This is a genomic window from Sinobacterium caligoides (genome assembly GCF_003752585.1).
Taxonomy (GTDB): Bacteria; Pseudomonadota; Gammaproteobacteria; order Pseudomonadales; family Sinobacteriaceae; genus Sinobacterium; species Sinobacterium caligoides.
Genome location: NZ_RKHR01000008.1, coordinates 45,282 through 60,158 on the forward strand (window position 1 = coordinate 45,282; position 14,877 = coordinate 60,158).

Annotated in this window: 11 protein-coding genes; 5 read left to right on the forward strand and 6 right to left on the reverse strand. The window is 51.7% G+C overall.

Going from position 1 to position 14,877, the window contains the following annotated elements; all coding sequences use genetic code 11:
* Positions 1 to 21 precede the first annotated feature (21 nt).
* The 3 genes from EDC56_RS17605 (at position 22) to EDC56_RS17615 (ending at position 2,694) form a co-directional block, all read left to right on the forward strand.
* Positions 22 to 408, forward strand: coding sequence for a tautomerase family protein (locus EDC56_RS17605; RefSeq protein ID WP_123713909.1), 387 nt, complete (start codon positions 22 to 24; stop codon positions 406 to 408).
* Between the two features lie 574 nt (positions 409 to 982).
* Positions 983 to 1,723: a hypothetical protein gene (locus EDC56_RS17610; RefSeq protein WP_148059448.1), complete on the forward strand. Its 741-nt coding sequence runs from the start codon at positions 983 to 985 to the stop codon at positions 1,721 to 1,723.
* 416 nt (positions 1,724 to 2,139) lie between these two features.
* A complete protein-coding gene (locus tag EDC56_RS17615) occupies positions 2,140 to 2,694 on the forward strand; it encodes a DinB family protein (RefSeq protein ID WP_245980741.1) in 555 nt (184 codons plus the stop codon).
* Between the two features lie 62 nt (positions 2,695 to 2,756).
* Here the strand turns inward: EDC56_RS17615 and EDC56_RS17620 are convergent, their stop codons facing one another.
* Positions 2,757 to 3,284, reverse strand: a complete 528-nt coding sequence (locus EDC56_RS17620; protein WP_123713911.1) for an NADPH-dependent FMN reductase — start codon at positions 3,282 to 3,284, stop codon at positions 2,757 to 2,759.
* A gap of 111 nt (positions 3,285 to 3,395) precedes the next feature.
* Positions 3,396 to 4,280 (reverse strand): DMT family transporter, encoded by an 885-nt coding sequence (locus EDC56_RS17625; RefSeq protein ID WP_123713912.1) that lies wholly within the window; start codon positions 4,278 to 4,280, stop codon positions 3,396 to 3,398.
* Between the two features lie 118 nt (positions 4,281 to 4,398).
* On the opposite strand from EDC56_RS17625, the gene EDC56_RS17630 reads away from it, so the two are divergent.
* Positions 4,399 to 4,881: a MarR family winged helix-turn-helix transcriptional regulator gene (locus EDC56_RS17630; protein WP_123713913.1), complete on the forward strand. Its 483-nt coding sequence runs from the start codon at positions 4,399 to 4,401 to the stop codon at positions 4,879 to 4,881.
* A 72-nt stretch (positions 4,882 to 4,953) separates the two neighbouring features.
* On the opposite strand, the gene EDC56_RS17635 is transcribed toward EDC56_RS17630, so the two are convergent.
* Entirely contained in the window at positions 4,954 to 6,246 is a 1,293-nt protein-coding gene (locus EDC56_RS17635) for a condensation domain-containing protein (RefSeq protein ID WP_123713914.1), read from the reverse strand.
* Positions 6,247 to 6,284: 38 nt separating this feature from the next.
* Positions 6,285 to 7,700, reverse strand: a complete 1,416-nt coding sequence (locus EDC56_RS17640) for a glutamate-cysteine ligase family protein (RefSeq protein WP_123713915.1) — start codon at positions 7,698 to 7,700, stop codon at positions 6,285 to 6,287.
* A 503-nt stretch (positions 7,701 to 8,203) separates the two neighbouring features.
* Here EDC56_RS17640 and cysS point away from each other — a divergent pair.
* Positions 8,204 to 9,598, forward strand: coding sequence for a cysteine--tRNA ligase (gene cysS, locus EDC56_RS17645; RefSeq protein WP_211333746.1), 1,395 nt, complete (start codon positions 8,204 to 8,206; stop codon positions 9,596 to 9,598).
* Positions 9,599 to 9,887: 289 nt separating this feature from the next.
* On the opposite strand, the gene EDC56_RS17650 is transcribed toward cysS, so the two are convergent.
* Together EDC56_RS17650 and EDC56_RS17655 are read right to left on the reverse strand one after the other, a co-directional pair.
* Positions 9,888 to 10,997 (reverse strand): FAD-dependent oxidoreductase, encoded by a 1,110-nt coding sequence (locus EDC56_RS17650; protein WP_123713917.1) that lies wholly within the window; start codon positions 10,995 to 10,997, stop codon positions 9,888 to 9,890.
* Between the two features lie 422 nt (positions 10,998 to 11,419).
* Entirely contained in the window at positions 11,420 to 14,824 is a 3,405-nt protein-coding gene (locus EDC56_RS17655; protein WP_170162817.1) for a methylmalonyl-CoA mutase family protein, read from the reverse strand.
* Positions 14,825 to 14,877 lie beyond the last annotated feature (53 nt).

The following is a 14,877-nucleotide window of genomic DNA, read 5'->3' on the forward strand; positions in this document are numbered from 1 at the left end:
CTAGTCATTTCAGGAAGAATTATGATTGTCGTTTACGGTATCAAAGAAAAATTAAACCCAATAAAGGCACAGCTATCCGATATTATCCATAGCTGCATGCAATCCATCCTAGGCATGCCGGAAGATAAGCGAGCACATCGGTTTATCCCTTTGCAGAAAGAGGACTTCTATTATCCGGGTGGGCGTAGCGACGCGTACACCGTCATCGAAATTAACATGATGGCCGGCAGAAAAGCTGAGACGCAAAAGGCGCTTATTAAGGCGCTCTTCAACAGTATCGAGTCAGAGCTCAGCATCCCACCGATTGACATAGAGATTACCATCAAGGAGCAAGCGCCCTATCAATGGGGCTTTCGCGGCATAACTGGCGACGAGGTCACAGACCTCAACTATAAGGTGAATGTCTAGCGAGGCAGCGCTTTGACCGCACATCGAAATACTATTGCAGCAATATAGCCAAGGAAGATGCCCCCCTCCTTAATCACACACGCCAAGTGATAAATTCAATAGCATCTTTCAGTATATATTCCACACCCCCGAAATACACGGCTAGGGTTTGCCAATATATATCGCCCTACAATACCTTCTGGCCCATCATCTTTCTTTTCTTATCGCCGATCGACCAGCCGCTCTAACTTATGCACAGGCCAACTAATTTCTGACAGACACTGATAATAGATAATTTAGCCGAACACATTTCGTTCATAATCCAATTAACTCACACCCTGACGATTCGCCATTCATCAGACACAATAAACTTAATCTAATCTACAGAAGGCAATGCTCAGCACAACATGAATAATTTATTATTATTTCTATTGCAAAAGCACCATTAATTCATTAGTTTCTATCCTGCTCAGTTTAAAAGTTGAGCAATTATAATTTGAAACGCAGAGTTTTTAGTCGATTTAATTAAACGCTATTCGTGCATCAAGGACAGATACTAAACAGTAACAAAAATATAATTCAAGGAATGAATAATATGACAAATTATGAAGTTTTAATCGGCACCGGGGACAACGACTCAGATTCAAAGATTCAAATATCTCTTATTAATTCTCAAGGTGAAGAAACAGCTCTTGTTAAGCCAACCGCCTATGCAACACCAAATCGTGACAACTATGAGAAGGGGTCTATTGAAATATGCCAGAATGTGCCTTTTGATTTAGAGGGTGACCCCTGCTCTGTTAGAATAAAGTTCTCGGGCGATGAGTGGCGGCTTGGCGGTATATGGATCACCAATCAAGAGAACTTAAAAACATGGTATGCCATTCCTAACCAGATGATCACAACCAATGACGAGGTTATTGAACTACAGACAATCTCAAGTGGTGAGGCGTCTGAAAGTTATGAATCGTTTACAGGCGATATTTCTACAGGGTCAAACGGCACTAATGATAAAGTTTTCTTAAAACTTTTCGATGGAAACGGGAGGTCAACTCTCGCACAAAGACCGGGTGCACCTGATGGCGCACTTGACGTGATTAATGATTGGGAAGAAGGCACCTTACAAGCCTATACTGCAAGTGCACTTTCGGAGAAAATCGGCGATATAGAGTATATATTGTTATCCAAATACGGCAGTAACAGATGGACACCTATAGCTGTCACCGCAAAGGGTGCCGGCAGCGTTTCATCTGAAACAAGGGTTTTCAACAAACTTCACAACTTGAACGAAGATGAAAACAAGTGGGTTTTCTGTAAAAGAAAAGAAAGTAAATAGAGGCGATGACTGTAGTGCTATCATTGTTAGACTGACGATTGTCCTATATGATAACACTGCACTTGCTTAGCCAACACAGGCCAATATAGTAGTATAATAAGACTGGGAGAAGGCCTTATTTGAACACATAGATCGCATGTGATCTTTAGGTATGAGTAAGACAATCTAGTTTTCCTTATTCACAGCTATAGCCATATTCCAGCTTGTTTTCTGCTCGCTACGCCATTACAGTTCACTAATGATGTAATGGCCTGGTGAGCAAGCCTTGTACCTGCATAGACCGAGAGGTTTATAAGTAAATAAATTACCCCCCTCATAGGGCTGAGCCCTATTGCACACCTGTTCTATTCGCCTCACTGATTTGGCGGCTGCCTGTATTAAAGCGCATCTTTTAACTCTCTTTAAAAACTGGAACGATGATGTCTTTAAAATCGAACTTTGAATTAATGGCTGCCTATAATCAAAGAATTAACAGCAGCATCTACAACGCTGCTGCCACACTCAGTTCAGATGAACTTAAACGCGATCGTGGCGCTTTTTTCTCTTCAATTATTGGCACACTGAATCATATTATTGTCGGCGATACGATCTGGCTTAAGCGCTTTGCCAACCACCCGGCGAGCTTTCCGTCACTCGATTATATCCGTGCTCTTGATACGCCATTATCGCTTGACGCCATCATATACCCACAATTCAGCGCATTAACAGCAGCAAGAAATAAAATGGATGATGTCATAGTCCAACTCACATCAGAGCTTAGCGACGATGACGTTGCTTGCACATTAGAATATAGCAATACCAAAGGGCTAGTTTTCAGAAAGAATTTTGGTGCCTTATTACAGCATTTATTCAACCATCAGACGCATCACCGAGGTCAGGTATCGACCCTGCTATTCCAGGCAGGTATTGATATCGGTGCCACCGATTTACTGATGAACATTGCTGATGTGGAAAGCCCTTCGCAAGCGTAAATACAGCGATTAAGCCCTGTTAACGGCACTATTCGTGCTCCGCGCTGAGCGGAACACAGTGACTACTTCAGTAACTGTACTGCCGCGGTTTGCAACTGATCGATCAACGCGGCATCCTGCAACGCCCCTGTTGCCTCGTCATAGCAATCATAGAAGTTGGGCACCGATATCGCCGCGCGAATATCTGCCGCAAAGAACGGCGCCGATGCCTTCGCGGCAGCCAGCACGCTAGAGGCACCGCCGGGGCCCGGTGATGTCGCCATAATCACCATCGGTTTACCCTGATACACCTTCATATCAATCCGCGAGGTCCAATCGAATAGATTTTTATAGGCGGCCGTATAATGGCCGTTATGCTCGGCGAACGAGATCATGACGGCATCCGCCTGTCCCAGCTTTTCATAAAAAGCTCTAGCCTGGGGCAGCTCGCCCAGCTCTGCCTCACGGTCCTCACTGTACAGCGGCATCTCATAATCGTTGATATCCAGTAACTCAACCTTGGCATCCACGACCAGTGAGGCGGCATAGCTGACCAGTTTCTGGTTAATGGACTTTGAACTGCTGCTCGCGGCAAAGGCTAATAATTTCATGGTAAATTCCCTCTTTCATTTAATGGTATTGTCATTCTTTCGCCGAAACGGCTGATAGCTTACGTATCGCTGGTAGTAGCGGCTACTGATTGAGCCGTGGTCCAGTTTCTCTTAAATGTTCTCTGCTCTAGGTTGATTCAGCGGCCGAAGCGACGACGGCTGTAGCATCGCTGGGCGTGCCGTTAAGCGCATTAATAGCAGCGCGCCGATGATCAAGGCAATGCCGCCCCACTGGGCAACACCGAGCATCTCATGCAGCAGACCGACGCCCAGCAACACAGCGGCCATCGGGTTCAACATCGCCAGCATCGCCATCGTCTCTGCTCCCAGCACCTTAATCGAGCGGCTAAAAGCCCAGTAGGCAAAGGCGGTGTTGGGCAGTATCAACCACAGCAGCCCCGGCAGCGACTCGCCAATCACCATCGCCGGCATGCCGGCAATCAAATAAGCGAAGGGCAGCAACATCAGCCCCCCGAGCAGCAACTGCCAAGCGGTGAGTGATAGCAGGTCGGTCACGGGCCATTTCTTAATCCACAGCGATGAGACCGCCATAAAGCTGGTGGCGATCAGCGCTGCAGCCGCACCCAGTGGGTCGATATCCGCGGAGGGGTTAAGCAACAACACGATGCCCATCAACCCCACCAGTGCCGATGAGATCGCCACCAGACTCGGCCGCTTACCCTCGATCAACCACATTAATAGCAGCACCTGCAGGGGCAGCGTCGCCCCCAGCGTTCCCGCGACAGCGCCGGGCAGTCGATAGGCAGCGGCGAACAGCAGCAGAAAGAAGGCGGTGATATTAAAGAAGCTCAGTAGCAGCATTTTCGCCCACGGCAGCGGTGGCATGCGCGGTCTCAACGCCAGCAGCAGTAGACCTGCTGGCAGTGCGCGCCAGACAGCAACCCAAAACGGCGACATGCCCTGTAAATACAACCCCACCGCCGCATAGGTGCTACCCCAAAGTAGCGGCACGCTTATCGCGATTAAATAATTCATTGTAAGCTTCCCTGTGACCCGAACAACTCTTATAGAAAAGTATCTTTCATGTAAGATACATTATTGCTATTCTATTTTGACGTCAAGTATCATTTGCAAAAGATATCAGGAGCTATATATGCCAAACGATCATGTAGATCTACTGCTTGAGCAGTGGCGCGAAGTCAAACCAGATATCGACTGTTCGCCCATGGCCGTGATAGGTCGTCTCGCCCGTGCTAACGCTCTCATCATGAGAGGCTTGACGCCGGTGTTTAAGGCGCACCAGCTCAGCGGCATCGAGTTTGATATCCTCGCCTCACTGCGACGCCATGATGTCGCCATGACTCCCACCGACCTCTATAAAGGGCTCATGCTATCTTCCGGTGCGATAAGCACCCGCCTCGATAACCTCGTCCACCGAGGTTACATCGAGCGACACGCCTGCGCCCAGGATCGTCGCAGCTGTACCGTCGTGTTAACCGCAGAGGGCACCAAGCTCATCGACCAGGCCGTCGCCGCTCACGTCGACAACGAGGCGCAACTGCTCTCTTCCCTCAGCCGCAGTGAACAGGAAAAACTGGCGCAGCTACTGCGCAAGTGGCTATTGGCTAACGAGTAACGAGTAACGACGGCGAATAGCCGCGAAAGTTGTGGTGGGGTTTGAACTAATAACGCGGAAGTTTATGCTTAATTATTCACTGTTCATAATAACCACAGGACTAAAGCCGTAGCCCTCTTTATTATTATCAGAAAAATGAATTTTGAAAGTGCTATCACCGTTTCCATTGTTAACCACATGACCGATTCTGGCCATTGGCACTATGATCGTCTCACCGTTTTCAACAGCCGTCATAAACCGTAGCTCGACAATTTTTTCTTGCTTATCGTCTGTTTTAAACACCTTAAAAGCCACCTTGCTCTGCGCGATATAATCTTCCAGGCAGTCGGCTAACTCTGTTAAAGTAGCGGCGTCCGGCGCTAACACCAGCCGGTGCCCTGCCGCCCCCCACTTATGTTTCCAGACATAGTCTTGGTATTTTAACCGCCCCTCTTTAAAGTGTTGCGCCACCTCCGCCAACTCATAACAATCAGGGTTACAGGGGTGTTGGATGTACGGCGACAGCCGCTTCGACACCTCAAACTGCTTTATTGGGTGATTAATGAATTTTAGCGCTTGATAGGCTTTATCGAAACGGAAGCCCCAGGCCTCGCTATTGTTCGGGTAATCGTCTTCAAACAAGGCCTCTGCCAATAATATGCGGTTGTAAAACCTGCTGAGCTTCAGCGGCGTTGGGTTCGGTGGCAGCGTATAGAAGAGCTCGCCATGGTCTTCAAAGATATCTTCCATGTCGACAATGTCGACCGGGACCGCCAATTCTTGCTGAGTGGCGAAGAACTCAAAATTGGTTTTCTGCCCCTTCACCTTGCGATCCACCAGCGCCACCCGCTGGTTGTTCTCCCCCGCCAGCAAGCGGCCGTATAACCGGGTAAAAGACTGCCAATCTGTCTGCGGGCTATTAGAAAAAATATAGCCATCATCTAGCGGCAGATTATCCAATAGGTATTGATTAAGCTTGGCGGCACTGATTGGGTAAGTGGCGACCGATTGGAATTCGATATTTTTCATACCGCCGTCCGTCACCGCCAGATCGAAGCTCGCCAAGGTAAACCCTCCCTTTAACTCCGCCTCCAGCAGGTTGTTAGGCGACGGTTGAAAACCGTCTGGTGCTGGCATAGTGGGGAATTGTTGCTGCTCTAGGCCCTGAATGGTCTCCTGTATAAACGCGACCATTTCATCGTTGAGCGCACGACTGATTTTGACAAAGTAATTACTCAGCCTCATCTTCTCGCCGTTATTAAAGTGATACTGGCGAGCAAACATCGCCACCATGCCATCGTAAATGGCATCGGGTATGCGCTCCAACAACACATCATCATCCTGCAGCCCACTAGTCACCTCGTGTGACAGGACTCTCCTTTCCATGCTCGTCATGAGTTACCTAATCTAGAATTAAATTTTTATTACGCCACTTTATAGCGATAGCTAAACGCTTCGTTCTTGAAAGCGACATGCTGTAAAAAAGCCTTCATACCCCGTTTTTTAAACACCTCTATCGCCAAATCGGCGGGCACCTGACGCTGTTCTATACGCTCATAAAGTGGCTGTAAAAACACCTCCTCGCCTAACTGCCGTCCCTGCAACCCCGCTTTGGCAATATCCAAAAATTCGCCGAGAAGCGCCACAATATGCTTACCCTCGACTGTCGCTTCAAGCGCATCTCTAGCCGCCTGTATGCGTATCTCACGCCATGTTGATAAGGAATATCTTGTCGAAAATTCGTGGGCTGCCTGTAAGTTCTCCACCAAGCCTAGTGTCAACGCCGACGGTGTCAGCATTTCATTTTGCGGCTGCTGGCAACACATTCGGCTTTCGACGGTGCCGTATTTAGGCACCAGCCGCGCATTAAACCAACCAAAGGGGATCAGCTGCTCAATGTCATCGGCGCGAGGCTCAATTATCCTCTCCTTACCCTCTAGCGACACGCCAGTCGCCGGCACTTGATTCAGTAAGAAGTCGCTAAAGCTGTCTCTATTGATGATTTGGAAGTATTGCCCCTCTCGCTTAACCAGCAGCGTCTTAAAATTGAGCAGATAGGCGATATAGCTCTCTGCGCTAGCAAATGCTGGCGGGATACCAATCTGCTGCAACCGATTAGGAAAGCAAACATCCCACATCATCTCCCGATTGGCCTTGCGATTAGCGTCGACACTCCCCTCACAGATGGGGGAGTTGGCGTGTAGCGCAATCTGCAAACCGGAGAGTGCATTCAATACATTCGCCGCGATCAGCCCGTCCTCTAAGCCGATCTCGATATGGCATTGATTAGAGGCGGTGATATTGAGCAGGGAGGAATCGGCACCGGTCTGTTGCTTCACCAGATGATTGGTCGATAACTTTTCAAAAAAACAATAGCGCTCCTTCGGCATCAACAACTTGCGGGAGGGAGGGCTAATTGGCTGAATGCCACAACCCAACATTAAGCAGTTTTGGCTATCGAAGAAAGTCTTCAGCAGGAACAAAACCTCCTCTAGCTGCGACTGAATATCATGCAAGTTATGTTGCGGCGCTAATACAACTTCGAGGGTGCTATAGGCCGTATCGGTGGTGATGGTGTCTGTGCAGTAAGGAAAATTTTCTGCGCTTTTAGCGTTACGCCTAGTCGCGGCGACGATCAGGCCGGAGTAATCATCATAGTCTAATTGAAAACCTATTTTCTCCAGATACAGAAACATATTCTGTATGCCTCGCAGAGAGACAGCCTCCCCGGCCTCTTCGACAATGGGGATCTCACACTCGACGCCAATGCCTCGCGAAGCAGTTGTCTTATCAAAGTTAAAAGCTCTTTTGAATTCACTAATCACTTGTTGTTTTATCATGTTTTTTGCGTTTATCTTGTCAGAGGATTTTCTCTTTAAGCCGCACGCGCAGAATACGCACGACAAAGACTCACACAGCCCTGGCGTGCTAATGCGTCAGAGACGGTGTTGACGACATATGAAAAATTGAATTTTATTGAATCATTCGCAGGCAGTAACGGGCAGCCCTTCCTGGGCAACAACCATGATCCTTCATAGCGTTTTCTCTTGTCGATTAAAAAATTATTATGCACTCTAACACGGAATCAAGCTCGAACCAGCATAGTACATCCACTGTTTACCAAAGCCGCCATGCTTTTGCAGCGACCGGTTGCTTTTAGAAAATAGCTGTTTTAGGATAAAAATATGACTTACCAAATTGCACTTACCCAGCTTTGTTGTTGCTGCTGTTATCGTTCAGATATACGGCGGCCTTCGCATAGCTATTAGTTAGCAAAAAATTCCCACACACGATCAAGGCCGCTGATGTTTACATCCGCGGCCTTTTTTATTGATGAAAAAAAATGATGAAACAACCAGAGCTTGTACTTTTCGACACGATGAAACGAGAACTCACCCCCTTCTATAGCATCGATGGTAATACGGTGGGGCTCTATGCCTGTGGCCCCACCGTTTATGACTATGCTCACGCAGGCAATCTGAGAACCTACCTTTTCGTGGATGTACTCAAGCGTGTGCTTGAGCTCAACGGCTATGAGGTGAAACACGTGATGAATATTACCGACGTCGGTCACTTAGTCTCCGATGGCGACAGCGGCGAAGACAAAATGGAAAAGGGCGCCCGCCAACAAAAAAAGTCTGCCTGGGAGATCGCCAGCTTTTTCGAACAGCATTTTTTTATCGACATGGATCGCCTCAACATTAGCAAGCCCTCTATCACCTGTAGAGCAACAGAGCATATTAAAGAGCAAATTGAATTCATTCAGTCCCTCGAGGAAAAGGGTTTTATTTATCAAACCAGTGACGGCATCTACTTCGACACCGAAAAGCTGCCCGACTACGGCCAACTCGCCCGGCTCGACAAACAGGGTTTAAGGGCCGGCGCTCGCATAGAGATGGCAGAGAAAAGACATCAAACAGACTTTGCGTTATGGAAGTTTAGTGGCGACAACGATCGACAGATGGAGTGGCAGAGTCCCTGGGGCGTCGGTTTTCCCGGCTGGCACATTGAGTGTTCAGCCATGGCAGAAAAATACTTAGGCGAGAGGTTTGATATTCATGTCGGTGGTGAAGACCATATCCCCGTTCACCACACCAATGAGATTGCCCAGTGCCAGGCCAAGAACGGTCATATACAAGCCAACTTCTGGTTACACGGTTATTTTCTACAACTAAATCGTGAAAAGATCTCTAAGTCGGGTGTTTCGCTAAGGCTAGACAGTTTAATTGAGCAAGGCTACGACCCCCTAGCCTACCGCTACTTGACCTTAACCAGCCACTATCGGAGTCATTTAAATTTTACCTGGGAGGCGTTAAAGGGCGCACAAAAAGCCCTGCAACGATTGCGTAAGAAAGTCTCTGTGCTACCCGATGGCGGCAGTATCGATAGCGACTACCAAGCTGAATTTATTGCTTTCATCAACCAGGACATGAACATGCCGCGGGCACTGGCTCTCGTTTGGAAACTATTTGATAGCGACTTAGCGCCTGCCGACAAAAAATCGACCCTGCTATTTTTCGACCGCATCTTCGCACTGGATATCAACAAGGCGGAGGCAGTCTCCCCCCCCGAACAGGTTCAGGCGCTAGTAGCACGTCGACAGCGCTTGAAGGAGCAAGGGCAATACGCGCAAGCCGATGAGGCTCGTGCACAAATCCATCGGCTAGGCTATCAACTCAACGATACTGGCAACGGCTGCAGTATTAGCCCGCTACCACCCACCGTCGACGCTGAATAGTTAGCCATGCTAACTCAGCTCGCTCTATCGCCTCAACCACACCGCTATAGAGCGACGCTGGCGCGGCCGATTTGATCAACGGATTCTGTTCAAAAGCCTGTGCACAAAGTCGACATAAGCCTGATTTCACTTTCTAAGTCATGGCGTTAGACCAATCGTTTGCTTTTTAGTCAACCGATTAATCCACCGCTCTTTTAACAGCACTTAGATCAATTTATACGCTGTTTCCATTACCCTTTTATGTCGTGCGTTGCCAGCAGAAACAACAAACACACGACAGCGCTTAAAGCTAAAACGGCGAGCGGCTTTTGACGGTGGCGAACTGCTGGAACACCTCTAACACTTCTTGTGCGTCAAAAATCTCATGGTAACTCAGTTCGCTGAGGCGACTGGTGATGCGCTGCAGTTCGTGTGAGCGGTGCTGTGCTCGCAACTGGTAACGCCGCAGCGCGCTGTCCACGTCGTTGAAATTCGAGGCGAGGCATTGCGCCAGAATAAATGCGTTCTCGATACCCAGGCTAAAGCCAATACCCACGGTCGGTAATACCGCGCAGCAGGCGTCGCCGACTAAAACCGCGTTGTCCCGGCTCCACGACTCGAACGGCGCGGTGTCGACCAACGGCGAGGCGACAATTTGCGACTCCGGTGTCTGCGCGATCATCTCCAATAAGCAGGGAGCATAGCTGGAGAACTCCTGCAGGATACGCGCTTTATCCAGCACCTCGTGTTGCGGCAGCGGGCAGGCGGCGAACCAAAATTTTGACTGCCGCTGACGATCGTAGGTATAGGTGACAACCCTCGATTTAGGGCCGGCAAAGACATAGCACTGGTCGTTGGCAATCTCATCACAGGCGAAGTCGACCACGCCACGACAGGAATAGACACCGGGGGCACGAATACTGGTCTGCGGAGCGACAAACTTACGCACCTGAGAGAAGACGCCGTCGGCGCCGACGATCACGTCGGCCTGCAACGGCTCATTATTGAGCAAGATGGTATCGTCTTTGACGCTGCAGTCGCGGCCGCTGATCACGTTATCGGCACCGTAACAATCCAGTAATAGCTGATGCACGTCGGCGCGATGAAACAGCCCCAGTGGCGCATTGACTTGGGTATCGGCTGTCTGCATCGACACCTTTTGCAGCGGCGCAAAGCGCTCCGTGACGATCGTCAACCAATCGGCCTGATTGCCGATGCGCTTCACCTGTTCGACACCGGTCAGCGCCGCTAATACCTGCATGCCCTCCGGCCACATCATGATGCTGGTGGCTTCCAGGCGCGGCTGCTCCACCTTCTCATAGACCTTCGCCTCGATACCAAACATACGCAACGCGATCGCCAGTGCCAAGCCGTTCAGGCCGGCACCGATGATGGCGACATCCAAGTCATTCTTTGCCATCTCTTATCCTCTCCTCGAGTCATCCATAACCGTCTTCATCACAGCCTGCTGCTAACAATAGAGCACGCAACATCGACGGCAGGCATGACGAGTGAATCATCGGCCGCCGAGCACAGGCAAAGAACGGAGTCGTGTTGCTAGAGAGTCTAAAACAATGCCCGATATCACCCTAGAGTGACCGCTCGCTGTTTCCCTGTGCAACACGCTATTCTAACCGTAACGCTCAGTTTCAACAGCCACTGTCACCGGCCAAAAGCCGTTGTATTAGCTTCATGTTAGCGTAGGATGTCGACAACAAAGCGGCGTGCCGATACTCGCTAGTTGCGTAAAATAATTTTTATATTTTTGGAGTAATACATCATGACTTACCCAATATCAGGCGCCTGCCAATGTGAACCGACTACACTGCGACGAGTATAGAGCTACATATTACGTCGATACTCACCGCCGACCTCGTACAGCGCGGCGGTTATCTCACCGAGGCTAGCCTGCTTGGCCAGCTCGATTAACACCTCGAAGGTATTGCCCCGCGCCTGCGCCACGGTTTTCAAACGTGCCAGCAGGCGCTTTTTATCGTCGCTGCGACGCTGCTTAAACTGCTGTAGATTATCGATCTGCCACTGTTTCTCCGCCGTGCTCGAGCGCATCAGCTCCTGCTCGGCTGTCACTTCCTCCTGCTGTTGGGTGAAGGTATTGACGCCCACCAGCGGCAGCGTACCATCGTGTTTACTGCGCTCATAGTGCATCGATTCATCCTGAATCTTACCGCGTTGATACTGACCATCCATCGCCGCCAAGACACCACCGCGCGCCGACAGCGCCTCAAATTCAACATACACCGCCTCCTCGACTTGTTCGGTCAGCTGCTCGATAAGAAACGAGCCCTGCCAAGGGTTTTCGCAGTAATTCAGCCCCAGCTCTTGGTTAATGATTAATTGGATCGCCACCGCTCGGCGTACCGATGCCTCTGTCGGCGTCGTCAGCGCCTCATCAAAAGCGTTAGTATGTAGGCTATTGCAGTTATCCACCAGCGCATAGAGTGCCTGCAGGGTGGTACGGATATCGTTGAACTGCGCCTCCTGGGCATGTAACGAACGGCCCGAGGTTTGAATGTGATACTTCAATCGCTGCGCCTGGCTCGAGGCACCATAGCGCTCGCGCATCGCCCGTGCCCAGATGCGTCGAGCTACCCGGCCGATCACCGCATACTCCGGGTCCATGCCGTTGCTGAAGAAAAAGCTGAGGTTGGTCGCGAAATCATCGACGGCCATGCCTCGCGCTAGATAATACTCCACCAGAGTAAAACCGTTAGCTAGAGTAAAGGCCAGCTGGGTGATCGGGTTCGCCCCGGCCTCAGCAATGTGGTAGCCAGAAATCGACACGCTGTAGAAATTTTTTATCTGATGATCAATAAAATATTGCTGCATATCGCCCATCATGTGCAGGGCAAATTCGCAGGAAAAAATACAGGTATTCTGCGCCTGATCCTCTTTTAAAATATCGGCCTGCACCGTACCGCGTAACTTGATCAAGGTGTTTTTTTTAATCTGCTGATACTGCTCTGCCGTCAACAGTTGCTCACCACTGACGCCCAACAGCGCCAAGCCGAGACCATCACTGGCCTCGGGCAGTTCTCCCTGATAGCGTGGCTGACTGTTATTCGGATACAGCGCCGCGATGACCGCCTCGGCCTGCTGCCACCCCCCCTGATCACGCAGATAGCGCTCGACCTGCTGATCGATGGCGGCGTTGATAAAGAAGGCCAATAGGATTGGTGCGGGACCGTTGATGGTCATCGACACCGAGGTGTTATCAGCGCACAGGTCGAAACCGGCGTAGAGCTTCTTCATGTCATCGACGGTGGCGACGGAGACGCCGGCGTTGCCGACCTTACCGAAGATGTCCGGCCGCTTCGCCGGGTCTTGGCCATACAGCGTCACCGAATCGAAGGCCGTCGATAGACGCACCGCCGACTGACCGGCGGCGATGTAGTGAAAGCGTCGATTGGTTCGCTCCGGCGTCCCCTCGCCGGCAAACATCCGCGTCGGCGCCTCACCACGACGACGATAGGGGAAGACACCGGCGGTATAAGGGTAGTGACCGGGTAGGTGCTCGCGGTAGAGGAAGTTCAGCAACTCGCCCCAGTCACGGTACTTCGGCACCGCCACCTTGCTCACCGACTGCGCCGCCAAACTCTGCCGGTAATTATCCCCCTCCACCGTCTGACCGCGCACCTGATACTGATGACGTGGGGCGCAGACCGCCTGCCGCTGCTGCGGCCACTGTCGCAGCAGCGCGAGACTCTCTTCGCTGAGCTGCTCCAACGCCTGCTGGTAGTGCTGGCGCAGCCGTCGCAGTGTCTGCTCGCCGTCACGCTGCAACTGCCGTGTCGTATAGCCGCTGAGTAACACAGGCAATAACTCATCGCCCACCGCCGCCAGGCTGGCGTGATACTGCTGCAGGCGCCTTGCCCACTGCGCCTGACTCTCGGCATGGGCCTGCCGCTCGCGGCCGAGGGCAGCAATCTCCGCCAGATAGCGGCTGCGGTTCGCCGGGATCAGCGGCCGATAATCACTCGCCCGCTGCTGCGCCGCGGTCGCCGGCAACCAGTCACCGGCGGCAAACACGGCATGCTGGCGCAGGCGCAGGCAGAGCGCATCAAATAACTGATCGACCCCCGGGTCCATAAAGCGACTGGCGCAGGTGGCAAACACCGGCAGAGCCTCGTCGTTAGCACTGAACTCGTTGTGGTTACGCCGGTATTGCCGCCGCACCTCGCGCAGCGCATCCTCGGCACCGCGCTGCTCTGACTTGTTAATCACCACCAGGTCGGCCATGTCGAGCATGTCGATCTTCTCCAGCTGACTGGCAGCGCCATACTCCGCCGTCATCACATACAGCGACAGGTCGACCAGCTCGACGATAGCGGAATCCCCCTGGCCGATGCCCGCTGTCTCAACGAACAGCAGATCGAAGCCCACCGTGCGCAGATAACGCAGGGCATCGGCCACCGCCTGCGCCAGCGAACCGGTACCGCGCGCCGCCATCGAGCGCCAATAGATACCGCCATGGCGCAAGCTGTTGATGCGAATACGATCGCCAAGCAGCGCGCCACCGGTGCGGCGTCGACTCGGGTCAATCGCCAGCACGGCGACACGCTTCGCTCCTAACAAATTACCACAGCGGTGCAACAGCTCATCGGTCAGCGAAGACTTACCAGCACCACCCGGACCAGTAATACCGATCACCGGCACCCGCTTCGCCCCCTCGTGCGCCGCCCATTCGCTGCGATAGCGTGCCAGCGCCGTCGCCGTCATCTGCCCATCTTCGATCACACTGAGGTTGCGCGCTATCTCCAGCGGCTGCTCGAACGACGCCACCGACAACCGTTTCGGGGTCAGCAAGCGGCGCTGCTCGGCGCGCGCGATGACGTCGTCGACCATCGCCGCCAGCCCCAACTGCAAGCCATCACTCGGGTGGTAGATGCGCTCGACACCGTAGGCTTGCAGCTCGTCGATTTCCTCTGCGGTGATGGTACCACCGCCACCGGCAAAGACCGCCACATGCTCCGCATCATGCACGCGCAACTGGTCGATAAGATAGCGAAAGAATTCGCAGTGGCCACCCTGATAGGAGCTCACCGCAATGGCGTCGGCGTCTTCCTGCTGCGCCGCCTGTACGATCTCGTCGACGCTGCGGTTGTGACCGAGGTGAATCACCTCAGCGCCCCGCTCCTGCACCATCCGTCGTACCACATTAATAGCGGCATCGTGGCCATCAAATAACGAGGTGGCGGTAATAAAACGCAGTGGGCTAGTTGTTGTCATTATTGCGCTCCCATCCATGAAACACAGCGCGGCACGGTTATCTCGGCCTCGCC

Coding starts and splice junctions, on each gene's coding strand:
- EDC56_RS17605 (WP_123713909.1), top strand. CDS start 22: ATGATTGTCGTTTACGGTATCAAAGAAAAATTAAACCCAATAAAGGCA.
- EDC56_RS17655 (WP_170162817.1), bottom strand. CDS start 14,824: ATGACAACAACTAGCCCACTGCGTTTTATTACCGCCACCTCGTTATTT.
- cysS (WP_211333746.1), top strand. CDS start 8,204: ATGATGAAACAACCAGAGCTTGTACTTTTCGACACGATGAAACGAGAA.
- EDC56_RS17635 (WP_123713914.1), bottom strand. CDS start 6,246: ATGGAAAGGAGAGTCCTGTCACACGAGGTGACTAGTGGGCTGCAGGAT.
- EDC56_RS17625 (WP_123713912.1), bottom strand. CDS start 4,280: ATGAATTATTTAATCGCGATAAGCGTGCCGCTACTTTGGGGTAGCACC.
- EDC56_RS17610 (WP_148059448.1), top strand. CDS start 983: ATGACAAATTATGAAGTTTTAATCGGCACCGGGGACAACGACTCAGAT.
- EDC56_RS17620 (WP_123713911.1), bottom strand. CDS start 3,284: ATGAAATTATTAGCCTTTGCCGCGAGCAGCAGTTCAAAGTCCATTAAC.
- EDC56_RS17640 (WP_123713915.1), bottom strand. CDS start 7,700: ATGATAAAACAACAAGTGATTAGTGAATTCAAAAGAGCTTTTAACTTT.
- EDC56_RS17650 (WP_123713917.1), bottom strand. CDS start 10,997: ATGGCAAAGAATGACTTGGATGTCGCCATCATCGGTGCCGGCCTGAAC.
- EDC56_RS17630 (WP_123713913.1), top strand. CDS start 4,399: ATGCCAAACGATCATGTAGATCTACTGCTTGAGCAGTGGCGCGAAGTC.
- EDC56_RS17615 (WP_245980741.1), top strand. CDS start 2,140: ATGATGTCTTTAAAATCGAACTTTGAATTAATGGCTGCCTATAATCAA.